Source organism: Paraliobacillus sp. JSM ZJ581 (assembly GCF_044383835.1).
Classification (GTDB): Bacteria; Bacillota; Bacilli; order Bacillales; family Amphibacillaceae; genus Paraliobacillus.
Window position 1 is genome coordinate 43,379 of record NZ_JBISEP010000010.1, and the last position, 24,349, is coordinate 67,727.

25 protein-coding genes, 1 pseudogene and 2 other annotated features are annotated in these 24,349 nt (G+C 34.2%); of the genes and pseudogenes, 23 read left to right on the forward strand and 3 right to left on the reverse strand.

Annotated elements, in window-relative coordinates; translation table 11 throughout:
• Positions 1–7 precede the first annotated feature (7 nt).
• The 15 genes and pseudogenes from coaE (at position 8) to ACH6CY_RS07955 (ending at position 12,580) form a co-directional block, all read left to right on the forward strand.
• On the forward strand, positions 8–601 hold the full coding sequence (coaE, locus tag ACH6CY_RS07885) for a dephospho-CoA kinase (protein WP_374066789.1): 594 nt from the start codon (positions 8–10) through the stop codon (positions 599–601).
• A gap of 304 nt (positions 602–905) precedes the next feature.
• Entirely contained in the window at positions 906–1,283 is a 378-nt protein-coding gene (gene speD, locus ACH6CY_RS07890; RefSeq protein WP_374066790.1) for an adenosylmethionine decarboxylase, read from the forward strand.
• 190 nt (positions 1,284–1,473) lie between these two features.
• Entirely contained in the window at positions 1,474–1,863 is a 390-nt protein-coding gene (locus tag ACH6CY_RS07895) for a cytosolic protein (RefSeq protein ID WP_374066791.1), read from the forward strand.
• Positions 1,864–1,894: 31 nt separating this feature from the next.
• Positions 1,895–2,362: a transcriptional regulator NrdR gene (gene nrdR / locus ACH6CY_RS07900; protein WP_374066792.1), complete on the forward strand. Its 468-nt coding sequence runs from the start codon at positions 1,895–1,897 to the stop codon at positions 2,360–2,362.
• 68 nt (positions 2,363–2,430) lie between these two features.
• A complete protein-coding gene (locus ACH6CY_RS07905; protein ID WP_374066793.1) occupies positions 2,431–3,795 on the forward strand; it encodes a replication initiation and membrane attachment family protein in 1,365 nt (454 codons plus the stop codon).
• Between the two features lie 13 nt (positions 3,796–3,808).
• On the forward strand, positions 3,809–4,744 hold the full coding sequence (dnaI, locus tag ACH6CY_RS07910) for a primosomal protein DnaI (RefSeq protein ID WP_374066794.1): 936 nt from the start codon (positions 3,809–3,811) through the stop codon (positions 4,742–4,744).
• A 133-nt stretch (positions 4,745–4,877) separates the two neighbouring features.
• Positions 4,878–5,699 carry a sporulation protein YtxC gene (ytxC, locus tag ACH6CY_RS07915; RefSeq protein WP_374066795.1) on the forward strand — a complete coding sequence of 274 codons (822 nt, stop codon included), beginning with the start codon at positions 4,878–4,880 and terminating at the stop codon, positions 5,697–5,699.
• Positions 5,700–5,754: 55 nt separating this feature from the next.
• Positions 5,755–5,980, forward strand: a binding site (T-box leader).
• Between the two features lie 93 nt (positions 5,981–6,073).
• Complete coding sequence (thrS, locus tag ACH6CY_RS07920; protein ID WP_374066796.1) at positions 6,074–8,020, forward strand: threonine--tRNA ligase; 1,947 nt, start codon at positions 6,074–6,076, stop codon at positions 8,018–8,020.
• Between the two features lie 588 nt (positions 8,021–8,608).
• Positions 8,609–8,733, forward strand: a sequence feature (ribosomal protein L20 leader region).
• Positions 8,734–8,867: 134 nt separating this feature from the next.
• Positions 8,868–9,371 carry a translation initiation factor IF-3 gene (gene infC, locus ACH6CY_RS07925; RefSeq protein ID WP_141652146.1) on the forward strand — a complete coding sequence of 168 codons (504 nt, stop codon included), beginning with the start codon at positions 8,868–8,870 and terminating at the stop codon, positions 9,369–9,371.
• 33 nt (positions 9,372–9,404) lie between these two features.
• Positions 9,405–9,602, forward strand: a complete 198-nt coding sequence (rpmI, locus tag ACH6CY_RS07930) for a 50S ribosomal protein L35 (protein ID WP_374066797.1) — start codon at positions 9,405–9,407, stop codon at positions 9,600–9,602.
• A gap of 46 nt (positions 9,603–9,648) precedes the next feature.
• A complete protein-coding gene (rplT, locus tag ACH6CY_RS07935) occupies positions 9,649–10,005 on the forward strand; it encodes a 50S ribosomal protein L20 (protein ID WP_182201048.1) in 357 nt (118 codons plus the stop codon).
• 562 nt (positions 10,006–10,567) lie between these two features.
• Positions 10,568–10,940 (forward strand): annotated as a pseudogene (locus ACH6CY_RS07940) (IS1595 family transposase); the annotation flags it as partial.
• A 524-nt stretch (positions 10,941–11,464) separates the two neighbouring features.
• On the forward strand, positions 11,465–11,632 hold the full coding sequence (locus ACH6CY_RS07945) for a hypothetical protein (protein ID WP_374066798.1): 168 nt from the start codon (positions 11,465–11,467) through the stop codon (positions 11,630–11,632).
• 37 nt (positions 11,633–11,669) lie between these two features.
• Entirely contained in the window at positions 11,670–11,933 is a 264-nt protein-coding gene (locus ACH6CY_RS07950; protein ID WP_374066799.1) for a DUF1294 domain-containing protein, read from the forward strand.
• Between the two features lie 56 nt (positions 11,934–11,989).
• The gene (locus ACH6CY_RS07955) at positions 11,990–12,580 is read left to right on the forward strand and encodes a TVP38/TMEM64 family protein (RefSeq protein ID WP_374066800.1); all 591 of its coding nucleotides are present in this window, start codon (positions 11,990–11,992) and stop codon (positions 12,578–12,580) included.
• Between the two features lie 34 nt (positions 12,581–12,614).
• Here ACH6CY_RS07955 and ACH6CY_RS07960 read toward each other — a convergent pair whose 3' ends face one another.
• The gene (locus ACH6CY_RS07960) at positions 12,615–13,004 is read right to left on the reverse strand and encodes a protein kinase family protein (RefSeq protein ID WP_374066801.1); all 390 of its coding nucleotides are present in this window, start codon (positions 13,002–13,004) and stop codon (positions 12,615–12,617) included.
• A 122-nt stretch (positions 13,005–13,126) separates the two neighbouring features.
• On the opposite strand from ACH6CY_RS07960, the gene ACH6CY_RS07965 reads away from it, so the two are divergent.
• A complete protein-coding gene (locus tag ACH6CY_RS07965) occupies positions 13,127–13,612 on the forward strand; it encodes a dUTP diphosphatase (protein ID WP_374066802.1) in 486 nt (161 codons plus the stop codon).
• A gap of 62 nt (positions 13,613–13,674) precedes the next feature.
• Positions 13,675–14,760 carry a M42 family metallopeptidase gene (locus tag ACH6CY_RS07970; RefSeq protein ID WP_374066803.1) on the forward strand — a complete coding sequence of 362 codons (1,086 nt, stop codon included), beginning with the start codon at positions 13,675–13,677 and terminating at the stop codon, positions 14,758–14,760.
• A gap of 65 nt (positions 14,761–14,825) precedes the next feature.
• On the opposite strand, the gene ACH6CY_RS07975 is transcribed toward ACH6CY_RS07970, so the two are convergent.
• Positions 14,826–15,434 (reverse strand): lytic transglycosylase domain-containing protein, encoded by a 609-nt coding sequence (locus tag ACH6CY_RS07975; protein WP_374066804.1) that lies wholly within the window; start codon positions 15,432–15,434, stop codon positions 14,826–14,828.
• A 95-nt stretch (positions 15,435–15,529) separates the two neighbouring features.
• Positions 15,530–15,745, reverse strand: a complete 216-nt coding sequence (sspI, locus tag ACH6CY_RS07980; RefSeq protein ID WP_374066826.1) for a small acid-soluble spore protein SspI — start codon at positions 15,743–15,745, stop codon at positions 15,530–15,532.
• Between the two features lie 97 nt (positions 15,746–15,842).
• Between sspI and ACH6CY_RS07985 the strand changes: the two genes are divergently transcribed.
• From ACH6CY_RS07985 to ACH6CY_RS08010, 6 genes are all read left to right on the forward strand, one after another.
• The gene (locus ACH6CY_RS07985; protein ID WP_374066805.1) at positions 15,843–16,580 is read left to right on the forward strand and encodes a TrmH family RNA methyltransferase; all 738 of its coding nucleotides are present in this window, start codon (positions 15,843–15,845) and stop codon (positions 16,578–16,580) included.
• Between the two features lie 395 nt (positions 16,581–16,975).
• Positions 16,976–18,010 carry a phenylalanine--tRNA ligase subunit alpha gene (gene pheS, locus ACH6CY_RS07990; RefSeq protein WP_374066806.1) on the forward strand — a complete coding sequence of 345 codons (1,035 nt, stop codon included), beginning with the start codon at positions 16,976–16,978 and terminating at the stop codon, positions 18,008–18,010.
• Between the two features lie 14 nt (positions 18,011–18,024).
• The gene (gene pheT, locus ACH6CY_RS07995) at positions 18,025–20,451 is read left to right on the forward strand and encodes a phenylalanine--tRNA ligase subunit beta (RefSeq protein WP_374066807.1); all 2,427 of its coding nucleotides are present in this window, start codon (positions 18,025–18,027) and stop codon (positions 20,449–20,451) included.
• 254 nt (positions 20,452–20,705) lie between these two features.
• Positions 20,706–21,257 carry a GNAT family N-acetyltransferase gene (locus tag ACH6CY_RS08000; protein ID WP_374066808.1) on the forward strand — a complete coding sequence of 184 codons (552 nt, stop codon included), beginning with the start codon at positions 20,706–20,708 and terminating at the stop codon, positions 21,255–21,257.
• A gap of 522 nt (positions 21,258–21,779) precedes the next feature.
• Complete coding sequence (locus ACH6CY_RS08005) at positions 21,780–22,100, forward strand: MazG nucleotide pyrophosphohydrolase domain-containing protein (RefSeq protein ID WP_374066809.1); 321 nt, start codon at positions 21,780–21,782, stop codon at positions 22,098–22,100.
• A gap of 256 nt (positions 22,101–22,356) precedes the next feature.
• Positions 22,357–23,022 (forward strand): DUF3885 domain-containing protein, encoded by a 666-nt coding sequence (locus ACH6CY_RS08010; RefSeq protein ID WP_374066810.1) that lies wholly within the window; start codon positions 22,357–22,359, stop codon positions 23,020–23,022.
• The last annotated feature ends 1,327 nt before the right edge of the window (positions 23,023–24,349 follow it).

Consider the following 24,349-nt stretch of genomic DNA (forward strand, 5'->3'; position numbering starts at 1 on the left):
GAGTAATATGACAAGAATAATAGGACTGACAGGAGGAATTGCAACAGGAAAAAGCACCGTTTCAAATTTTTTTAAGAAAAATGGTATACCAGTTATAGATGCAGATGGCATTGCTAAAGAAGTAGTAGAACCTAACCAAGAAGCGTACAGACAAATTATCAGTGCTTTTGGAACGTCCATCCTACAACAAAATGGTCAGTTAGATCGACGTAAACTCGGAAATATTGTATTTACTAATGAGAATAAAAGACAGCAATTAAACAGCATTGTTCATCCTCAAGTGAAAAAGGTCATGTTAGCCAGACGTGACCAGTTGATTAATGAAGAACATCCAGTGATTGTTTTAGACATTCCTTTGTTATTTGAAAGTCAGTTAGAGAATTTAGTCGATCTTGTGGTTGTCGTGTATTCGCACGCTGAGGTTCAGTTAGAAAGATTAATGCATAGAAATCAATTAACAAAAGAAGAGGCATCCAACCGAATTCAATCACAACTCCCTATCACTCAAAAAGCCAAAGCTGCGAATATTGTCATTGATAACAATGGATCAATAGCGGACACTCAAAAGCAATGTAGAGAGCTTTTGGATAAATTCGTTTAGCTACACATAAATATTATTTGACTGGTCATAATAAAAAAGATGAATGCTATATTTACATAGTATGTGATTAATGAAGTAGCGCTATATCCATAGTATTTTCACAAAAAAATCTTGCCAAAAATAAAAAAACCATATATACTTTTTTTGCACAAGTAATGAAAAATATTTAACTACTTGTAGTATACTTTTGATGCGTTATACGAATGGTTGCTTAAAGGGTTAGAATATCTTTGGACTAACTTTCCCCCGTGGCAACACATGCATGTTTATTTGAAATGAAATAAGATGTAAGGGGGAGATTCAGTTGGATACAATGGGAAGACACGTTATTGCTGAAATGTGGGATTGTAATATAGATACGTTAAATGACATGGGGCAAATTGAACGAATTTTTGTTAATGCGGCGCTAAAGGCGGGTGCAGAGATTCGCGAAGTAGCTTTTCATAAATTTGCGCCTCAAGGGGTGAGTGGGGTAGTTATTATTTCGGAATCTCATCTAACGATTCACAGTTTTCCTGAGCATGGTTATGCAAGTATAGACGTCTATACATGTGGTGATATTATTGATCCAAATGTTGCTTGTGACTATATATCTGAAGCACTAGAATCAAAAAAATGCGAAAGAGCTGAAGTACCTCGAGGTATGGGAACCATTTCTGTACCGAAACATCGTGCACTTTAACATAAATGAACAAACAAATGAAGTTCCTTTTCAAGATTGTTGCAGAAAAAGGAGCTTTTGTTATAAAATAAACCTATTATATCTCTCATAACGAAATGGAAAATTAAAAAATAAATTCTTGTGACATCGTTTTCTTTAATGAAACATGTTACACTTATACTAGCTATATATAATGATAGAGGTGCATAACATGGGGTTGAGAGAATCATTTGAGAAGTTATTTAACAACCATTCAGAAACGAGAGAACAACATTGGGACAAGCAACTTCAAACACATTATTTTAAAACAACAAAGGATAAAGCGTTTCATACCATTGAAACATACTTTCGCAACAGATCAGGTTGTGATATTATAGCAACATCAAAAGAACACGGTGAAGTCAGTATTAATTTAAAAGGAAAAAGAAAAGCATTTATTATTATAACTGTAATTATGGTAAAACCATTTCAGACTGCAGTTGATTTTTCTGTTACTACAGAATCAACGATCCCGTTTGATCTAGGTTACAGCCATAATTTAATTCCTAAATTATACAATGAATTAAAAAAAGAATTGCCATATATTGAAAGTGTTAAATAATTTTAAGTAATATAGAATAGGATGGGTTATCATGCGTTGTCCAAATTGTAATGACAAGCATACGAGAGTATTAGATTCTAGACCAATAGAAGAAGGGCGCTCCATTCGTAGAAGAAGGGAATGTGAGGCTTGTGAATTTCGATTTACAACCTTCGAGCGAACAGAAGAGATTCCACTTATTGTTGTTAAAAAAGAAGGTATTAGAGAAGCATTTAGTAGAGAGAAGTTAATACGTGGACTAATAAAAGCGTGTGAGAAAAGACCCGTTGCTTTAGAGCAATTAGAAGAATTAGCTTTAGATGTAGAAAAAGAATTACGCAATAATGGTGTATCTGAAATACAAAGCAAAGAAGTGGGCGAGTTAGTTATGGAAAGATTATCTTCTATTGATGAAGTAGCTTATGTTCGTTTTGCTTCTGTATATCGTCAGTTTAAAGATATTAGTGTTTTTTTAGATGAATTAAAAGATATAATAAATAATGCCGATGATAAATCATAAGCCAATGGAGCCAAATTGGCTCTTTTTTCTTTGCTATCTAGAGTAAGTGAGAATAGGGGGGGACAGTAATGGAGCATATAGGAAAATTGTTACCTCACCAAGGGTATCACATCTATTTAAAACAAGAATTTACGTATGCACATTTGCAATCGCTCATGCAATTGTATCAGCCATTGATTGGTAATCATGCTACTTCATTATTCATGACATTTTTAAGTCAGTATTTGACTACCCCTAATCCAAAAAAACTTTACACCCATCATTCGCTCATGCAGCTTGTCAATTTAACTTTGCCGCAAATTCATCAAGCGAAAACGAAACTTGAAGCAATTGGATTATTAGAGACTTATCAATTAGATAATGAAAATGAAACTGTTTTTACGCATCAATTAATTATGCCATGTACTCCGATGCAATTTTTTGCTGATGGTATGTTATCACAATTACTTTTCCATCAAATTGGTACTGAAAAAAGTAATCTGCTATATGAACAATTTGCACAAGGAGTCAATCATGATCAGCTTGTAGGAACTAACATCACAGCTTCATTTGACCAAGTGTTTCACGAAACTCCCATTGCAAAAGATTTAACGGTTAAGGCAATGGATGTAAAAGACAATCAAGGACCTAATGTTCCTGAGACGTCTATTTCTATAAATGAATTATCACAACTGCTGTCTGATCGAATGTTACCAGCAGAAAAGATATTAGTACCTAATAATGTAAAGTTAATCCATCAGATGGCTTTCCTTTATCAATTAACTATCTTAGATATAGAAAAAGCAGTTGTTTGGGCTTTATCCGATCAGCACTTATTAAGTAGGGAGGAATTTAAAGCGGCATGCTTAGATTTATATCAGCAGTTTACTCCTATGAAGGATAAGCCGTTAAAAATAGTTAATCAAAGAGACAAGCTACAAACGAAACAGGCTCAGCCTATTAGTAGACAAGACCAGCTTGTTCGTATGCTAGAAGAAATTTCTCCTAGGGAATTGTTAGAAGATTTATCAAATGGCAATCAGCCGTCAATGCAAGATTTAAAAATGGTCGGAGATGTTATGTCTGAACAAGGTTTAACACCTGGAGTAATGAATGTTCTGATACATTATGTTATGTTGAAAACAGATATGAAATTAACGAAGTCTTATTTAGAAAAAATTGCGAGTCATTGGGCAAGAAAAAATGTTAAAACGGTTAGACAAGCAATGACTTTAGCAAAATCTGAGCATAATAAATATCAAAAATGGTCGACGAATAAAAAGCCATTCTATCAAAAATCAGTAAAAAAAGAAATCGTTCCAGATTGGTTTAAAAAACAAAAACAACAGCAAGAACAAGTTGAAGAAGTGCAGCAGAAACAGCAAACTTCAAAAGCTACTTCAGATGTAAGTGAGTTGTTGCGTAACTATAATAAAAAGAAGAATCACTCATAACGGAGGTGGTTAAATGGAGCCGATTCAGACATCCTTAAAAAAATGGATGAAGGAGAATAGAACGTTTCAAACTGTTTATGTAGAAATGAAACAAGAAATACTAGCTGATCCAGATGTGATAGAAATTTTAGAAAATCACCCTTCGTTGAGGAAAGAATCAATTGATCGCCAATTAATGAAGTTGTATGAATACCATTCTCAAAATAAAAATTGTGATAATTGCTCAAATGGTGGTTGTTCGAACAATGTCTTACCAGGCTATAAACCGCGTATCGAAATTAATGATCAAGAAATTCATATTTATTATGAAAAATGCAAGTACACGATTGAGCATGAGAAACAGCAAAAACGTTCAAAGCTAATAAAAAGCTTGCACATGCCAAAGGAAATTCTACAAGCTTCTATGTGGGAATTAGATGACCAAGATCCAAAAAGACATGATGCGATTCGAAAGGTAATTGCTTATGTAAACACGCTAGATACGGGTAAAACACCAGAAAAAGGATTATATTTTTATGGTCCATTCGGTGTAGGTAAAACGTATTTTTTAGGTGCAATAGCTAATGAATTGGCCGATCATCATATCGCTTGTATGTTGATTTATATGCCTGAATTTGTTCGTGAAATGAAAGCTTCACTTGGTGATGATTCTTTACAAGATAAGATTGAACAGTTTAAAACGATTCCAGTATTAATGATAGATGATATTGGTGCTGAATCGATATCAGCCTGGTTTAGAGATGAAATTCTTGGCTCTATTTTACAGTATCGAATGATGGAACGTTTGCCTGTGTTTTTTAGTTCAAACTATAGTTTATCGCAATTAGAAAAACATCTATCGATCACTTCAAAAGGTGATGTAGAAGAGTTAAAGGCGGGGCGTATTATTGAGCGTATGAAGCAATTAAGTGATCAAGTCCCGCTTTTTTCAGAAAACAGAAGAAAATAAGAGCTATGAATAAACATACTGTAAGTTGTCCATTAGGGCAACTTTTTATTTTTGAAAACAAACTAATATTGAATCATTTTTTTTGATCTTGTCCCATATAATATAACAGTTTGATTGGGATAGGGTGATGTGAATGTTTCAATTATTAATGAACAATGAAGTAGATAGGATGTTCTTTTATAGAAAGTTGGCAAGAGAACAATTAGTATGTGAAGTATGTGAACTAGGAGGGGAGATCATAACCATTACTTCCGCTGAGGAGAAAAATTTTCGTGTGAAACTTGCTAGGTTACTATTAGAGATGTGGGTGATTCATTCAAAGAAAGATAGTCTAACTGATATGATAAAAACGTATTATTATTTTGAGGAAGAACAAGAAGTTCATGCTATTTTAGAAATAATATTTGAACGGGTACTAACGAGGGAGAGTACTAAACATACAGTTGACTTACAGGCAAAGGAGCAATTATTGAATATTATTTTATTAGAAATGGATCAAACGACTCCATTAGACTATCAAGTATGTCTTAGTAATTATGATGATTTATTTCATACGTTAATGATTAATGAAATAGGCTATGCGATTGATGAATGGAAGCAAGAAGAACGGTATCAAGATTTTATTCAATCAATTCGAAATTATATGGAAAATCAGATGGTCAAATCTAATGTACTACATATCGTACAAGGGAAGCAGTTTACTTTTTATCGGGAGGATGGTTACAAATATTCAATTGAGGAACTAAGAAAAGTAATTATCGAAGAACCGTTGTATATTGTAGGACTTGATGAGAATGAACTAAATCTAACACCAATAGTAGCACTTTCCCCATGTTATATTTATATTTATGGTCGTGATCCTAGTGAAGCAAAAACAACAGCAGTTCAGAATATTTTTCATGAACGAGTGACATATAAGCACTTGCAATCATTTCCTTTTGCACATGTAGAATAAATCGCCTTGATTTTTTAGATGAATCATTTTATAATACAAAACATATCCATGATTAAAAAAAGTTATGATGAGGACATGGTGTTTGTATGACGTTCTTAGAGAGGGAAGCATATGCTGAAAGTTTCCTGTCCGCTCTGCACAACATTACCACCTCTGAACTCTGTTTTTGAAATGTTTTAAGTAAAAAACAGCGTATACCTGCGTTAAAGGCTGAATGAAGCTAAATCACAAAATGATTTGGAAATTAAGGGTGGAACCACGAGTCAACGCTCGTCCCTTTGCTAATATAGCAGAGGGATGGGCGTTTTTTTGTATGCAATCACCTCCTCTGTTAATGAACGTATCATTTATCAAATAAAAGGAGCTGAATCAACATGGATGAACAAATCATTATTACATTTCCAGACGGAGCAAAGAAAGAATTTGAGAAAGGAACGACTGGAGAAGATATCGCACAATTTATTTCTCCAGGATTAAAAAAACAGGCACTAGCAATAACGTTAGATGGTAAGTACTTTGACTTACGTACTCCTCTAAAGCATGATGGTGAAATTGCAATTATTACAAACAAACAAGCGGAAGGTATAGAGATTATGCGGCATTCAACAGCGCATGTTATGGCCCAAGCAATTAAACGTTTATATGGTGAAGACGTGAAATTAGGTGTTGGTCCAACGATAGAAGATGGGTTTTATTACGATATTGATATGGAGCAATCCATTATACCTGAGGATTTACCGAAAATCGAGAAAGAGATGCAGCGTATTGTGGATGAGAATCTTGAAATTGTACGTGAGGATATTTCTCGTGAAGAAGCAATTCGTCGCTTTAAGGAAATTGGAGATAATTTAAAGCTAGAACTGATTGATGCTATACCTGAAGGGGAACAAGTTTCTATTTATAAGCAAGGTGAATTTTTTGACTTATGTCGAGGTGTGCATGTTCCTTCAACTAGTAAAATTAAAGTATTTAAATTGTTAAGTATTTCTGGTGCATACTGGCGTGGAGATAGTAAAAATAAAATGCTACAGCGTGTGTATGGAACTGTTTTTGTAAAGAAAGCGGACTTAGATGAATACTTACGCTTGCGTGAAGAAGCAAAAGAAAGAGATCATCGTAAGCTAGGAAAAGAGTTAGAACTATTTACAGTTTCACAAAAAGTCGGTCAAGGCTTGCCGCTGTGGCTACCTAAAGGTGCCAAGATTCGTCGTACAATAGAAAGATATATTGTAGATTTAGAAGAACGATTAGGTTATGATCACGTTTATACTCCAGTATTAGGTAGTGTAGAACTATATAAAACAAGTGGACATTGGGAGCATTACAAAGATGATAACTTCCCTTTATTAGAAATGGATAATGAAGACTTAATGTTACGACCAATGAACTGTCCACATCACATGATGATTTATAAAAATCAATTATATAGTTATCGTCATTTGCCGGTGCGTATTGCTGAATTAGGGATGATGCATCGTCATGAGATGTCCGGAGCTTTGGCAGGATTGCAACGTGTACGAGCAATGACACTTAATGATGCTCATATCTTTGCACGTCCAGATCAACTGAAAGAGGAATTCACACGTGTTGTTGAGTTGATTCAACATGTGTACAAAGATTTTGGAATTGATGATTATTATTTCCGTCTTTCTTATCGTGATCCGGCTGATACAAAGAAATATATTGACAATGATGACATGTGGAATAAGGCACAATCACTGCTAAAAGAAACAATGGAAGATATGCAACTTGAATATGTAGAAGCTGAAGGAGAAGCAGCTTTTTATGGTCCAAAATTAGATGTGCAAGTAAAAACTGCGTTAGGTAAAGACGAAACTTTATCAACCGTTCAATTAGATTTTCATTCGCCAGAACAATTTGATTTGACTTATATTGGTGAAGATGGGAAAGAACATCGTCCAGTTGTTATTCACCGTGGGGTAGTATCAACAATGGAACGTTTTGTAGCCTTCTTAATTGAAGAGTATAAAGGTGCATTTCCAACTTGGTTAGCTCCAATTCAAGCAAGAATTATTCCAGTATCATTGGAGGCGCATGAAGCTTATGCAAAAGAAGTAGAAGATGCACTTCGTCTTGCTGGAGCCCGAGTGGAAGTAGACCAACGTGATGAAAAGCTTGGATATAAAATACGAGAAGCACAAACGAAAAAAATTCCATATGCGCTTGTTATTGGTGATAAAGAAGTGGAAGATCAAGCAGTAAACGTAAGACGTTACGGAGAAAAAGATTCTAAAACTATTGAATTAACTGATTTCATCGAACAAATTACAACTGAAATACGAGAAAGAGCGTTAAGATAATTTAAAAAGAGGCTGGAACATAAGTAAAAGGTGATTATCAAAAGACGAATTTTAATTCTGGAAAGAAGAAAATTAAAGTTCGTCTATTTGTTAGGAGCAACCATTTAGCTGTGGAAATACACGACACTCCTCGAAAATGAAGTGCAATTTTCTTCGTGCGATGTATTGCTGTTGAAGTATTCCTTGTCCTGCAGGAACAGCACGAGCTGAAGATCCACTCCGTAAAGCGCTTTTTGCTTTACGGAGTTAGCTGAAGCAGTTCCTGCGGAAAGGGAGTGCATTTCCACAGCGGCGTTTGTTCTGCTACTTTAAAATAAATTTAGAAGTGATAAATAAAGTGTTAAATCACAGGGATAACTTTATTAACTGAATAAAAAAACTAAGCGGTAATACTTTAAAAAGTATGTTGCATTATCGGTAATTCCAAAAAATATCTGTTAAGGTTTCTAAAACTGCCAGGTCGATCTTGCTTGAAATCCGTAATACCGGGTAAAAAATGCCCAGAAAAATCTTAATATAAACAACAAAAAAAGTTGACAACACTAGATAGCAATGCTATGATAATAAAAGTGTAATTGAATATGATCTGAAGACAAGTAGAGGCACCCGCTTCTCGCCTGATTGACACATGCATATGTAGTTGACAGGTTATCTTTAAGAATATTAACTTGGAGACGTGTGGGTGCAATATGTACCGACACTTTTTTAATGGAATCAACAATGAGGCTCGTCATAGAAACCATTAAGATCGGTCTGATTGCTGTTATATATAATTAGATAATAGTAAAGGATCATAGCTCATCACGCTTTTAAAAATTCACGGAGGTGGCTGATTATTAGCAAAGATATGAATGTCAATGAGAAAATTAGAGCACGAGAGGTTCGACTCATTGATTCAAATGGCGATCAACTTGGTGTTAAATCACGTCAGGAAGCATTAGATATTGCGCAAACAAGAAATCTTGATTTAGTTCTAGTTGCACCGAATGCAAAACCACCGGTATGCCGCATTATGGATTATGGTAAATACCGTTTTGAACAACAAAAGAAAGAAAAAGAAGCGCGTAAAAAACAAAAAGTGATTAATGTCAAAGAAGTTCGATTAAGCCCTGGTATTGAAGAGCATGATTTTAATACCAAATTGCGTAATGCTAGGAAATTTCTTGACAAAGGTGATAAAGTAAAAGTTTCAATCCGTTTTCGCGGACGTGCGATTACTCACAAAGAATTAGGTCAAAAAGTGTTAGAACGTATGGCTGAAGAATGTAAAGATCTTTCTACAGTAGAGCAAAAGCCTAAAATGGAAGGACGTAGTATGTTCTTAATGCTTGGACCAATAAAAGAAAAATAATATTTGTTTATGTTTTAAAAGGAGGAACTACTCATGCCAAAAATGAAAACTCATAAAGGCTCACAAAAACGTTTCAAAAAAACAGGTACTGGGAAGCTTAAACGCTCTCACGCATACACAAGTCACATGTTTGCAAACAAATCACAAAAACAGAAGCGCAAACTACGCAAAAGTGCAGTTGTATCTGCTGGTGACTACAAACGTATTAAACAAATGTTACCAAACAAATAATTTATAAACTAACTGATTTTGTTTAGATATATAGGAGGGAATTACTATGGCACGTGTTAAAGGTGGTACAGTTACACGTAAGCGTCGTAAACGTATATTAAAGCTTGCAAAAGGATATTATGGTTCAAAACATTCGCTTTTTAAAACAGCAAAACAACAAGTATGGAAATCTGGTCAATATGCATATCGTGACCGCAGACAGAAAAAACGTGACTTCCGTAAATTATGGATTGCACGTATTAACGCTGCTGCACGTTTAAATGATCTTTCATATAGCCGTTTAATGCACGGTTTGAAATTAGCAGGTATTGAAGTAAACCGTAAAATGCTTTCTGATTTAGCTATTAATGATGAAAAAGCATTTGCACAATTAGCTGAAAAAGCTAAAGCAGCTTTAAAATAAGTAATTATGCTAAGAGCTACCAACCTTCGTAAGGAAGGCGTAGCTCTTTTTTGTGGACTGTTATTTTCACTTGAATATAAAGATGAAATAAGCAATCCTTTAGAATATTTCTTTTTGTAAAAAAAGAGGTTCCACGAGGCTCGTTATCAACGAGACCGACCATGATGAGGCGTTCAGTTAAACAATGTTACAAGTGGATAGTGTTTATTTTTTATTTAGTAAACACCATAGAATCCAAAAATGAAACTTTTCAACCACTTTTAATCTGAAATAAAGTAAAAGTGATCGATAAATAGAGTTTATCGTTCACTCGTGTTGAGAAATGAAGTGATAGTGATCAATAAATTGAATTTATCGATTATCCAGCTGAAAATTAAAGCTTAAATGTCCATTCAGCAGATTTTATCTTGCATTATACTAAAAAGAAAGTGAAATGTGGTTAAATGTAGCTATTACGTAAAGTTTTTCTGTGAGTGATCTTCAATAAAAATTTTCCGTGAGTGAACTATTGAAATACACTTCCCGCAAAGAAGGCAAGTTCATCTCACTTATGTAGAAGGGCATCGAGTTGGCTATCGGTCATAAACTTTCAAGCGAAAATGTATTATGCACCGATTCTTGGCGTTCCTTTAAAACATATGCTGCTGAAAAAGATACGGATATTTATCAATTCAAGTCTGGTGTCAAGGTTCGTACAAATTGACTAGACGATATTCGAACGTTAACAATTACCACCGAAGACTTAAAGGATGGATACAACGTTTAAATGGGATTGCAACCAAATATCTGAACAATTATCTACATGTTTCCAAATGTAAAAACCCACTTAAAATTAGAGGGATACTGCTACTATGAACGACTTGATAATCAAAAGTAATCTGATGAAAAATATGGAAACGTATGATAGGATTAGGTTATCTAATTTTACTACATAGACAATATCTCTTCTTCAACCAACTAGAAGATTAGTGCAATAAGCAATAAGACAATGAAAAGTGAGGTGTTTATAATTGTGGGAGATTATAAGAGGTAATGAAGATGTTTATATTATCATATACTGCATAATTGTATTAATAATTAACATTGACTACTTAAGGAATTTCAAAAATATAAAAAAAGGACTTAGTAATATATCCTCTGATGATGAGTTGGAAGTGGATCCAAAATCTATTTCTTTGCTCTTTATTGTATTGATTTTTAATTTCTTTCGAAGGTGGTTTATTTATTTATTTATTTGCGGTGTTAATTACAGAGAACATAATTGTAATTATTATTTCATTTATTTTATTTGTAATAAGTCTATACGATAGCATATATAATTTCAGTCTTAAAAAAGTAAAAACATCGAATGTTGGATTCTACCTCGCAGTAATCGATACAATATTCATCTCGATTTTTGTTATTTATCTTTTTGGTTAAAGTAAAGGGCAGGTTAATTGAAGTGAATGAGAAGGAGTAAGTGTGGTATTTACTTGGGTTTTGGGGATTATTGGGACGGTTTTTCTGCTGTTTATCTGAAGGCTTACTACCAATTACAGATATATTATCTGGCTTTATTTTAGGTGCTTTAATTGATTTGTATATTCTTATCAAAAAAAGAAATGTATCATGCTTCATTCAACATTAAACTTTAATAGAGCCTTTAAAAAAGGAAGTGGATGAGGATGGAATTGATTTATTTAGTATATATTATCGTAGTAAATGGCATTGCATTTATAATGATGGGGATAGATAAGCATCGTGCAGAAAAAAGAAAATGGCGTGTACCTGAAAAAAAATTGTGGTTACTTGCTATTATGGGCGGTTCGATTGGTAGCATGATTGGAATGAAAATTTTTCGGCATAAAACAAAACACCCAGCATTTCAATTTGGCATGCCAGTTATATTGACGATACAAGTATTACTTTATATTTTGTTAAAGATATAGTTTGTGTCATAAAGGCTCGTCTCCTGTCATAGAATGAATATGAAGGAGGAGAAGTTATGGAGTATATCGGTGCTTCTATCACAATGATGATGGAAACAGCGGGGGTTTTTGCACCTTTGATATTTATTGCACTGCATTTACTTCGACCATTATTATTTCTTCCCGTCGTTTTTCTATGCATCACTGGCGGACTGTTATTTGGTGTAGTACCCGGTATTGTTTATTCACTAATTGGTGTTACATTATCGAGCTTTTTGTTTTATAAAATGAGTGAAAGAATGCCTAGCACGCTACAACGGTTTATTCGGATGAAACAAAAATTGTTAGGAAAGCAACCTGATTTAACCACTTCTCAGATTACTATTTTAAGATTAATTCCATTTATCCATTTTCATCTATTGTCGCTATGCATCTTAGAAATATCACGTCAACTAAAAGATTACATGCGATCCTCTTTTATAACCAATATACCACTAACAGTAGTCTATACATCTATTGGTGAATCGATTACAAATTTTTCACCAGCCATGAGTGGTAGTATGATGGTAGGGATATTACCTCTTTTATATTTCATGAGAAGAAAAGAAATATACATTAGCTGGCATGACTTCTTTCATCCAAAAACAACAAATAGTGATCCAATTTAAAAATGAAACAGTATGATGCTGTTTCATTTTTAAATTAATAAATATCTAACAATTGGCTAATCGGATGCTTCCATTCTACTTTTGCATGGGGATAGTAAATGAGTATTTCTTTTTCAAGAAAGTATAAGTCATCACGCTCTAACCCCTTTAGCTCGTTTGGCTGCCTCGTGTAAACGATGACGGAAACAACATCAAAAGTACTTTCTGTTGTTCCAATATATTTTTCACCCTCAAATAACATTCCTTTATACGTCATAAAAAAATTTTTTTTAACATGGTCAGGATCATCTAAAAAATAAAATTGCTTTTTATTTTTAGCCATTTCTAGTTTGCGTACCGGACTGCTAATATATTTATACACCGTATACAATAGGAAAAGAATAGCTATAACAATGAGTATTCGAAATAGGTATACAATAAACATTTGCATCGACTCCCTATTAGTATGTTCGCACTACTATACGAATAAGTATACCGTTTGGTTTCACGAAAATAAACTTTTTCATGTTATAATAAAAAAAGTTTGTTATAGAAAGAGGGAGAAATATGAACTGGGAAAAGCTTTTTGTTATGCAAAAGCAATTAGATATGTACATACAATCGAATCATGCATTAGAAACAAGTGTATTATTCGATAAAAAAGTTTTAGCTCTGCTTGTAGAGATAGGGGAGCTTGCAAACGAAACACGTTGTTTTAAATTTTGGAGTAAAAAAGGACCGAGTGAAAGCAATGTTATTTTAGAAGAATACGTGGATGGGCTCCACTTTATTTTATCACTTGGAATTGATCAGGACTTTGAACCTAAACAAATTGATATTTCAACAAGTCAAGCAGACACCACAGCATTGTTTCATCAAGTATATCAAGCGATTATAGTTTTTAAAAATGAGCCAACTAATAAGAATTATCAACATTTATTTGGACTATTTTTACGATTAGGACAAGTACTTGGTTTTTCAGAAACAGCAATTATGGCAGCTTACATAGATAAGAATGAAGTCAACTACAATCGACAAGATCAAAACTATTGAGTGAAACCTTTTCATTTAGACAAGAATAAGTCTATAATAAATATTAGAGGAGGACATACATAATGACACAATTGAATGAAAAACTAATGATGCTTAAAGAATTAACTGATGCAAAAGGGATTTCAGGAAATGAAAAAGAAGCAAGAGAGGTAATGAAAAAATATATTGCTCCTTATGCTACAGAAGTGTATAACGATAATTTGGGTAGCCTAATTGCTAAAAAAGTAGGTAAGGAAGACGGACCAAAAGTAATGGTAGCAGGGCACCTAGATGAGATAGGTTTTATGGTAACACGAATTGATGATAATGGCTTTTTATATTTCCAAACGATTGGTGGTTGGTGGAGCCAAGTCATGTTAGCGCAACGTGTTACGATTCAAACTACAAAGGGTGATGTTACTGGAATTATTGGGTCAAAACCGCCACACATTATGCCTGCTGAAGCTCGCAAAAAGCCATATGAAATAAAAGATATGTTTATTGATATTGGTGCATCTAGCCGTGAGGAGGCAGAGGAATTTGGTGTGAGACCAGGCGATTCAGTAGTGCCATATTTTGAATTTACACAAATGAATAATGAAAAATTACTATTAGCGAAAGCATGGGATAATCGAATTGGCTGTGCAATTGCGATTGAAGTGTTGAAGAAATTAGATGGAGTAGACCACCCGAACGTAGTATATGGTGTAGGGACAGTGCAAGAAGAGGTGGGTTTACGTGGAGCAAAAACAGCGACAAGTACGATTGAACCTGATATTGGGTTTGCGGTGGATACTGGAATTGCTGGTGACACACCGGGTATTTCGCCGAAAGAAGCAGATAGTAAGCTTGGTGAAGGACCACAAATTATCTTGTATGATGCTTCGATGATTTCTCATAAGGGTGTACGTGATTTTGTAGTAGAAACAGCAGAAACAAATGAGATTCCATTTCAATATGCGAGCATAGCTGGTGGTGGAACAGATTCGGGTTCTATTCATTTAACGGCAAATGGTGTTCCAGCACTATCTATTACTATTGCAACGAGGTATATTCACTCACATGCTGCAATGATTCATCAAGACGACTTTGATCATGCTGTACAACTAATTGTAGAAGTGATTAAAGGATTGGATACTAATAAAGTGAAAGAAATAACGTTTAATTAGAAAACGCAAACGAAGATAAGGAACAAAAAAAAGTTGCTGGAGTGTTTACTACAGCAACTTTTTATTCAGACATATTGAGACATGATTTTGTTAACATAGTTTTGGGTTTCCTTAAAAGGAGGAATACCGCCGTACTTATCTACATTTCCTGGGCCTGCATTGTAAGCAGCAAGTGCTAACGAAGTATCTCCATTATATTTAGAAAGCATTTGTTTTAAATAACTTGTCCCACCGTAAATGTTTTGCTGCGCATCAAAGGAATCGGTTACACCAAGGCCTGCCGCAGTTCCTGGCATTAATTGCATATAACCTTGTGCTCCGGCACTACTGACAGCATGTTGATTAAAATTCGATTCTGCCTGAATGACAGTAGCAATTAAATTTCGATCAACACCGTATTTGTTAGCCGCCTGATCAATTATAGTTTGCACGTCCTTGGAGATTTTTGATTGAATAGGTGATAGGCTATTATACAAGCGATTGTTAGTTATTTGATTCGCTTGTAACTGACTTCGAATCGACGAATTAGATGAGGAGTGAAGCTGCTGTGTCATCATTGTTTTTAGCACATGCTGAAACATAGTAGAAGTACTAGAATTAGCGCTAACTGTATTTGACGAGAAATTTGCCATTGCTTGAGCCTTCATCATGCTCTGTATCAATCGAATATCCATTATTGATCCCCTTTTTTCGACACTTATTAACAATAGTTTATCTGAAATAAGGGATCAAAGCAATGTTATTTATAAAAAAAATAAAAAATACTAGTTTAGTGTACTTGTTTCACACCCTGCTGCAATGCAGTTAACATTTCTTCTTTTTCATTGTTGTCTGATTCTTGCCAAATTAACTCAAACAAAACACCTAATCCAGGTAACATTTTTTCTTCGCCGCTTTGAATTGCATCGACAATAGTTTCTTCTAATTGCTCTTTATTATTATCTGAAATATTTTCTAAAATCGCCTTACGTAAATTTAAATCCAATTTAATCACCTCAGCATTTAATTTATTCTAAAATAGTTTGACCACATTACTGAAAAATATGTATGATAAGACATGAGATAAGAAAAGGATGAGCAGAATGATTACATCGGTGAAAAATGAAACGATTAAGCAATGGAATAAACTGAAGAAAAAAAAGAATCGTGAACAAACAAACCAATTTTTAATAGAGGGAAACCATTTAGTAGAAGAAGTATTGAAAAGTGATTGGCCTATTGAAGCTATTATTGTGCAGGAAAACATAGACATCCCTTTTGATACGAGAGATTGTAACATTGTTATTGTTTCAAATAATGTAATGGAACATTTAACAGATACAAAAGCCCCCCAAGGGATCATGGCGGTAGTCAATCGTGCAGAAGTTCAATTAACAAGCAATCATCGCTTACTATTGTTAGATTCGATTCAGGATCCTGGAAATGTAGGTGCAATGATCCGTACAGCTGATGCAGCAGGATTTTCAGGTGTTATTTTAGGTGAAAACACTGTTGATTTATTTAATGATAAAGTGATTCGATCGACACAAGGATCAATCTTTCACTTACCGATTATACAAGCTAATTTAGAAGAGATGTGCAAAAACTTAAAAAAAGAGGCTGTTTCTATATGGGCTTCCACATTAGACCGAGCAAATGCAATTAATGAACTAACTGTACCAGACAAAGTTGCATTGATTGTAGGGAATGAAGGAGCAGGTGTTTCTACTACTTTAATAGAACAAGCAGATAAACGTGTACATATTCCTATCTACGGTCAAGCTGAGTCATTGAATGTTAGTGTCGCTACTGGTATTATGGTCTATCAAATGGTTTTGTAATAATTTCAGCTGTTTTTTGGTTAGTAGTTGCATATTAGATGATACTTTCCTATAATAAAGGGAGCAATTCGAGAAAAACGTTTTTAGAAAAAAGAATAAAAATAAGCGAAGAAAGAGTCAGTAAACGTTACGGTGACACAATGTTTAGGGATAAAAAGCCATGGACTGTAAGCTTTTTTCATTGTAGTAAGGTTGAAATTTCACTCTGAAGCTGGCGTTTGGGACCTTGTTTTTTTACAAGTAAGAACGTTTCCGGAATGTTTTCCGTTATCAATGAAAGTGGGCAAATGATGATTTGTCAACAAGGGTGGTACCGCGATCCAAGCCTCGTCCCTTTTCTAGGGGGTAGGGGCTTTTTTTATTGCAAAAAAATGTTATATAGGAGGGTATTAGAAATGAAGGAACGTCTACAAACGCTTCAACAAGAAGCATTAAACAAAGTAAATCAAGCGTCAACACTGGAAACATTGCAAGCAATCAGGGTCTCTTATTTAGGAAAGAAAGGACCGATTACTGAAGTATTACGTGGGATGGGGAAATTATCTCCAGAAGAACGCCCAGTTATTGGAGATCTGGCTAATAAAGTCCGAGAGTCAATTGCAACTGGATTGGATAATAAAAAAGCAGATCTTGAAGCGGAAGCGTTGGAAAAGAAATTAGAAACAGAACAAATTGATGTCACCTTACCAGGTCGTCCTGTCTCTGTTGGAGGACCACATTTATTAACAAGCATTGTAGAAGAAATAGAAAATCTATTTATTGGAATGGGCTTTGAAGTTAGAGAAGGACCAGAAGTCGAGACAGACTATTACAATTTTGAAGCTTTGAACTTACCAAAAGGCCATCCAGCACGAGACATGCAAGACTCTTTTTATATTACTGAAGAATTATTATTACGCACACACACTTCTCCGGTACAAGCACGAACAATGGGAAAATATAAAGGGAATAAGTCATTGAAAATGATTTGTCCGGGTAAAGTGTACCGTCGTGACACAGATGATGCGACACATTCACATCAATTTACTCAAGTAGAAGGTCTGTATGTGGATAAGGACGTACGAATGAGTGATTTAAAAGGTGTGCTAAATCGATTTGCAAAACAATTCTTTGGAGAAGAAAGAGAAATTCGCTTACGTCCAAGTTTCTTCCCATTTACAGAACCATCCGTAGAAATGGATATTTCTTGTAAGGTATGCCATGGTAAAGGCTGTTCTGTGTGCAAACAAACGGGTTGGATTGAGATACTAGGTGGTGGTATGGTACACCCACGTGTGTTAGAAATGGCAGGATATGATCCAACTGTATATAGTGGGTTTGCATTCGGTATGGGGACAGAGCGAATTGCTATGTTGAAATACGGTGTTGATGATATTCGATATTTCTATACCAACGATGTTCGATTCTTGTCACAATATTATAAAGCGTAAAAAGGAGGAATAACATGCTTGTTTCATTAAATTGGTTAAAAAATTATGTTAATTTACAAGGGTTAACCCCTGAAGCATTGGCAGATAAAATAACAAAAACAGGTATTGAAGTAGAAAGTATTGATTATGTTGCAGAAAAAAGTACTAATGTTGTAATCGGTTATGTAGAAAGTTGTGAAAAACATCCAAATGCGGATAAATTAAATCTATGTCAAGTGAATGTTGGTGATGAAACGTTACAGATTGTGTGTGGGGCACCGAACGTTGCCGCTGGACAAAACGTTGCTGTTGCAAAACCGGGTGCTGTTTTGCCTGGCAATTTTAAAATTAAGAAAGCAAAGCTACGAGGAGTGGAGTCTAATGGTATGATTTGCTCCTTGCAAGAGCTTGGCATCGAAGGAAAATACGTACCAAAAGATGTAGCGGAAGGAATATTCGTTTTTCAAAATGATGTAGAAGTTGGAGCAGACGTATTACAATTATTAAATTTAGATGATGTTATTTTAGAGCTTGGATTAACACCGAATCGATCAGATGCATTAAGTATGCTAGGTGTTGCTTATGAAGTAGCAGCTATTCTAGATGTAGATGTTAAACTACCTGATACATCAGTAAGTATGATTGAAGCAAAAGCGACAGATACAGTTGGATTAAAGGTGGAAACTCCAGAACTAAATCCATATTATGCTGCATTTATTATTAAAGACATAGAAGTAGGACCATCACCTTTATGGATGCGAAATTATTTAATCGCTGCTGGTATTCGACCAATTAATAATGTGGTTGATATTACGAACTATGTGTTGCTTGAATATGGTCAACCGCTGCATGCATTTGACTTTGATAGATTCGATTCCAATCAAATTGTCGTTCGTCGTGCTAAACAAAATGAAACAATGACAACATTAGACGGACAAACAAGAGATTTAACGACAGATCATTTAGTCATTACGAATGGGCAAGAACCTACAGCATTAGCAGGTGTAATGGGTGGAGCAAATGCGGAAGTATCAGATACCACAACAACGGTTTTATTAGAAACAGCTTATTTTGATCCGAAAGCCGTTCGTATGGCATCAAAGCATCACGGATTACGTAGTGAGTCTAGTGCACGTTTTGAAAAAGGAGTGGACCCTAACCGTGTTTACGCAGCAGGTCTTCGGGCTTGTCAGTTATTAGCAGCCCATGCAAATGGAACCGTGCTAAGTGAGCCTATGATTTTTGATCAACTAGATAAATCAGAAAAACAAGTTGTAATGACAACGAATCGAATAAATAATCGTCTTGGAACAGAGATGACAAATGAAGATATTGCTTTAACATTGAAAAAGTTAGGTTTTTTGTTTGAGCAAAATGGAGAAACATTTGAAGTAACAATCCCAACAAGAAGACAGGATATTAGCCAATTTGAGGATATGTTAGAAGAAGTTGCTCGTATTTATGGGTATGATCTATTGCCGTATACATTACCTCAAGGCGTAGCGCAAGCAGGTAGCTTAACGAAGGCACAAGAGCTGAAGCGTTTTGTGAAAAATTACTTTGAAGGTGCTGGTTTAAAGGAGGCTATTACTTACTCCTTAACAACAGATAATCGGGCGCAAATGTTAGTTAGTCCTGAGGTTAAAGAACAAGCGGTAACACCAATTCGTTTAGCGATGCCAATGAGTGAAGAGCATAGTACACTTCGATTGAGTATGTTGCCAGAAATGCTTGATTCGTTAGCTTATAATGTCGCACGAAAGCAATACAATCTTGGTTATTATGAAGTAGGAACGATCTTTATTTCTGCGGAAGAAAAAGTGACAAAACAACCGAAAGAACTATTGCGAGCTGCTGCAGCGATAACTGGTGAATGGCTTACTCACCCTTGGCAACAAGAAAAGAAAGTAGTCGATTTTTTCTTAATTAAAGGAATTATGGAAGGATTGTTTGAACGATTACATGTCCATGCAACATTTGAGCCTACGAAAATCGATGGCATGCATCCTGGACGTACGGCAATCGTGAAGGTAGATCATAAGGTAATCGGTTTTGTTGGTCAAGTACATCCGCAGCTTCAAAAAGATTTTGACTTGAAGGATACGTTTGTATTTGATATTGATTTAGCATATCTTATTGAACAACATGAAAACGAACCGAACTTTAATAAAATACCACGATTCCCTACAGTTACTCGTGACATTGCATTGGTTGTGAATGAGACAGTTTCTGCAGGTGATATTCAACAAACCATTGCAAAAAATGCTGGTTCTTTATTGAAGGAAATACAGGTGTTTGACCTTTATCAAGGGGAGCATTTAGAGACAGGTAAGAAATCATTAGCGTTCCACTTACTCTATTTAGATCCAGAACGTACATTAACAGATGATGAAGTAGAAGCATCGTATCAAAAAATATTATTAGCAGTAAAAGATGAACATAAAGCTGAATTAAGAAGTTAACTAATGAAGTAGTTTATTTTTTGAGTGCAATTACATTGTACTGAAAAATGGACTGCTTTTTTTATAAGGTAAGAAAGAAAAATAGATCATGCTATCGTTAAATGGATATTAGGTTTGTGCTGTGAAAAATAACAGTAATAATTTGTTCAAAATAAAAACTTATTGCGATCACGCTTCGTCTAAATAAGTGAAAGTGGAAAAGTTGTTGGAAAATGGTCGGTTTAACGAAATACAGTATATAGGGGGAGTGGAGAATGTACAAATTAATTATAAATGACGATACCTATATTTCGATATTAGAACCGAGACATTCAAGTGAGTTGTTTCAGCTAATTGACAATAGCCATAATAGCATTAGTCAGTGGTTATCCTTTCCGAGTAAAACAAACAGTGAAGAGGATTCCAAGGTATTTATTGAAAAGTCTCTAAATCGCTTTGCAAATAACAATGGACATTGGTCTGGCATATGGCACCACGATAAATTGGTGGGTTCAATTGGTTTTTTATACATAGATTGGAGCAGTAAGAAGACAGAAATAGGTTATTGGTTAGGAAAAGAGTTTGAAGGAAAGGGTTTAGTAACAGGTGCATGTAAACTTTTTATAAGACATGCTTTTGAAGATTTGCATTTAAACAAAATTGAAATAAATATGGCGACTAAAAATAGTAAAAGCAGAGCGATCCCCGAGCGATTAGGGTTTAAAGAAGAAGGTATTATAAGAGATTTTGAATACTTGAATGGTCAATATTTAGATAGAGTATTTTATGGACTTCTTAAGGAGGAGTGGTCAAATCAGCGAAAATAAAAGTTCCGTAATTTGGTCATTAGTGGGCTAGTAAATGAATCGTTTTTGGAAATTAAATGTTACCAGTATGCTATATGCTGTTATAATATTGGTACCTATTGAACTGTTTATAAACGTCTCACGCTTCAATTTATTCATTTTAACTTGATGTAGCAAAACAATAATGAAATGGGATCGTATGTTGCTTTTAAAAGAAAAAAATATATTGGAGATAAAGGAATGTATTAAATAAGTTGGGGGAACAAATGAAACCTTGTTAAATGGTTGGAAGTTGATAGAAATTAAGCTTAATCTAGAACAGTATGCACAACTGCTCACATAACACTAACACTTGCTCAACCATAAACAAAGGTATGATTATGTTTAGCTAATTCTTTCATAGACTTCCGGTTAATTGAACTACAAAATACAGCTATACTTTTCATGATTACAGTCTTCCTAGCAAATGCAACAATTCTATTATACAAAAGTCATGGTTATTTGTTTACCTTTATGGTAATGGAGTTTAAGGAGTGAGAAAAAATGGATGTAACTGCATTTCAACAAAGGGTAACTGATTATTATGAAAATAGAGGCTGGTCCGAATTAGACATTTTTACTCGTATCGGCTTTTTAGCAGAAGAAACAGGAGAAGTAGCACGAGCCATACGTGCCCTGGAAATTGGGAGAGATAGGCCAGATGAAGTAACAGAATCATTTATGAACAATAGAAGGGCCTTAGTAGAAGAGTTAGAGGATGTATTAGGTAACGTCATTGTGATCGCCAATACATATAATATTTCTTTGGAAGAAGTATTTCATTCTCATAAGGAGAAACTCTCAAAGCGTTACTCTCATGAATAATTATTATCCTTATCAGAACTAATAAAGGAAAAATGAATCATGGTGGTTGTAGTTACTCATTTGAAGCTATTTGGAAAAAGATTATGTTAACACAAGGCATTGGATATTTTTTTAGTGTTTTTGCTTTGATTTTAAAGTTTTCTTGCCGTGAATAGAACGACAAGATTTTAAAAGTGTATGCCAAAACTCAGTGCAATAAGGAATAAAATTGTGAAGGAATCAAGCTAGCTTTTAAGCATGAGAAGGGAAATAGTAAATGGATATTGTAAACTATCTTGACAAGCATTTTTCTGGTGTTAAATTGGTGCCTAGTATATATTATCAATGGGATATCGGCATTCATTTTTCACTAGGAAAAGGAATGTATCAATTTAAGGAAAGTGATAAGATTAATCTAGAGCTATTCAATACAGTGTATAAGCAAACATTGACCATCTTCAATGAGCTATTTGATCAAAAGGATGACTTGATTCTTGTAACGAATACTTATTGTCAAAAAGAACTACAAAATAGAAAAAGATTAGCAGTATATCAGTCCAATTTGAGGGATAAAAATAACTTGAGGAATCTTAAAGTTAAGACATTTCCTTATCCGTTTGAAATAGATATAAGCTATGAATATGAGATGCAACAGTTTGCTTTGCATTGTAAAGTGAATGATATACGTATTGATAGACTATTAAAAGCTGCGATTAATGAGGATTTTCCATCATTAAAACCTAGGTTTGGAAGTAATTATAGTCATTACCCTGATGTTTTTTTCGTAAACATAACAAAAGGTATTATATTTTTTGTATATGATGATCGGGGTTGCGAAGTCATAGCATGTACATCTGACAGATTACGTCCTCTCTATGAAAAACATTTTAATTTGGTAGATGATTTGGACCGAGAGCGAATAGAAAAAGGCCTAGGATATTGAGTTAATAAAATTAATAATACTAGCGAACCCTTATTGTTTTCGTTCGACAATCGACTGCTTTTCATTCATAATAAAGCGCGTTATTATTGCATATAAAAGTAGGGGTGGAAGTATGAAAATTAGTTATTTACTATTTATTGGTGGCACCACAACAGGAATTAGCTCTTTCTTCTTTTCTCGAAATTAAGAAAAATCGTTATAGTTAAGTAACAAGATGCACTTCCGAAATGAAATAAACCGACAAACTTGTCAGTTTATTGCCAATGCGTGGTGCAAGTTAAAGACGAAATGTTGGACGGAGAAAATGGCTTTTTAATGCTATGGAATTTTAACACAAAATAAACAGAAACATATTCAAATATTTTAATAACAAGTCACATTAAATAATGTAAAACGCAAAATACAACTAGAAAAACCCCTTGAAAACCTAATAAAAGAAATACGTGTTGCGTTCAATGCAATCATAAATGAACAAGGTTAAAGAGCGTCCAAAGAATGATTTTCAAATATTTACAATAATTACTATAATCGATAGAAGAGTGAAGTAGTCAATTTAAAAATCCTGGATGAAGTAAACGGAAGTTGTTGAAATACTAGGTATGAAAGCTAAAATAGCGCAATTAGTACTAAGGATAGAGTTGCATAGATTGTTTTAAATTTATTCAATTAGCACGTGCTTTAAAAAGTGAGAATAAAGAGGTGAAACAGTGCCAATACCAATTATATTACTTTTAATACTCATATCGATTTTACTTTTTAAGGGAGTACATAGTGGGAAAATAAAGTTTACTGCTAAAAAACTCATATTCGGTTTAATTATGACTATCGTAGCTATTAATGTGATTTTGTTTTTAATTATGTGAAAAATGTAATTTAGTTATCCTGTCTAGTTTCCTAATAAGTGATTATTAACAGAAGGATAACATCATTAGATAATTAAGTGAGGAGGATAAGATGCTTAAAAATAAAATACATCCCTTATTAATTTTTACCTTTTTTTGTAATTCAATTTCTATGAGTATTTATGCTTATAGAGCTTATGCTAATGAAGAAATTGGCCAGGGAATTACATTTACATTGCTATTTATTCTCTTTATTGGATTAATAATGATTAGCATGATTAATAACTGAAAGATTAAAAATGAATAATAATTTATAAAAAAGCAATCCATTTTGCCCTTTTTTTCAAAAGTAACATATTGAAATACTTCACAACAAGTATCCCTATTTAAGAATGAGGCTGGGACAAAACAACATTTCTCAAGAGAAGATCCGAACATGTATATTAATGAAGCAGAACAAACACCGCTGTGGAAATACACTCCCT

Bases quoted from the DNA above. Each gene is read 5' to 3' on its own strand.
- coaE (WP_374066789.1), top strand. From the start codon at position 8: ATGACAAGAATAATAGGACTGACAGGAGGAATTGCAACAGGAAAAAGC.
- ACH6CY_RS07895 (WP_374066791.1), top strand. From the start codon at position 1,474: ATGGGGTTGAGAGAATCATTTGAGAAGTTATTTAACAACCATTCAGAA.
- nrdR (WP_374066792.1), top strand. From the start codon at position 1,895: ATGCGTTGTCCAAATTGTAATGACAAGCATACGAGAGTATTAGATTCT.
- ACH6CY_RS07905 (WP_374066793.1), top strand. From the start codon at position 2,431: ATGGAGCATATAGGAAAATTGTTACCTCACCAAGGGTATCACATCTAT.
- dnaI (WP_374066794.1), top strand. From the start codon at position 3,809: ATGGAGCCGATTCAGACATCCTTAAAAAAATGGATGAAGGAGAATAGA.
- ytxC (WP_374066795.1), top strand. From the start codon at position 4,878: ATGTTTCAATTATTAATGAACAATGAAGTAGATAGGATGTTCTTTTAT.
- thrS (WP_374066796.1), top strand. From the start codon at position 6,074: ATGGATGAACAAATCATTATTACATTTCCAGACGGAGCAAAGAAAGAA.
- infC (WP_141652146.1), top strand. From the start codon at position 8,868: ATGAATGTCAATGAGAAAATTAGAGCACGAGAGGTTCGACTCATTGAT.
- rpmI (WP_374066797.1), top strand. From the start codon at position 9,405: ATGCCAAAAATGAAAACTCATAAAGGCTCACAAAAACGTTTCAAAAAA.
- rplT (WP_182201048.1), top strand. From the start codon at position 9,649: ATGGCACGTGTTAAAGGTGGTACAGTTACACGTAAGCGTCGTAAACGT.
- ACH6CY_RS07950 (WP_374066799.1), top strand. From the start codon at position 11,670: ATGGAATTGATTTATTTAGTATATATTATCGTAGTAAATGGCATTGCA.
- ACH6CY_RS07955 (WP_374066800.1), top strand. From the start codon at position 11,990: ATGGAGTATATCGGTGCTTCTATCACAATGATGATGGAAACAGCGGGG.
- ACH6CY_RS07960 (WP_374066801.1), bottom strand. From the start codon at position 13,004: ATGTTTATTGTATACCTATTTCGAATACTCATTGTTATAGCTATTCTT.
- ACH6CY_RS07965 (WP_374066802.1), top strand. From the start codon at position 13,127: ATGAACTGGGAAAAGCTTTTTGTTATGCAAAAGCAATTAGATATGTAC.
- ACH6CY_RS07970 (WP_374066803.1), top strand. From the start codon at position 13,675: ATGACACAATTGAATGAAAAACTAATGATGCTTAAAGAATTAACTGAT.
- ACH6CY_RS07975 (WP_374066804.1), bottom strand. From the start codon at position 15,434: ATGGATATTCGATTGATACAGAGCATGATGAAGGCTCAAGCAATGGCA.
- ACH6CY_RS07985 (WP_374066805.1), top strand. From the start codon at position 15,843: ATGATTACATCGGTGAAAAATGAAACGATTAAGCAATGGAATAAACTG.
- pheS (WP_374066806.1), top strand. From the start codon at position 16,976: ATGAAGGAACGTCTACAAACGCTTCAACAAGAAGCATTAAACAAAGTA.
- pheT (WP_374066807.1), top strand. From the start codon at position 18,025: ATGCTTGTTTCATTAAATTGGTTAAAAAATTATGTTAATTTACAAGGG.
- ACH6CY_RS08000 (WP_374066808.1), top strand. From the start codon at position 20,706: ATGTACAAATTAATTATAAATGACGATACCTATATTTCGATATTAGAA.
- ACH6CY_RS08005 (WP_374066809.1), top strand. From the start codon at position 21,780: ATGGATGTAACTGCATTTCAACAAAGGGTAACTGATTATTATGAAAAT.
- ACH6CY_RS08010 (WP_374066810.1), top strand. From the start codon at position 22,357: ATGGATATTGTAAACTATCTTGACAAGCATTTTTCTGGTGTTAAATTG.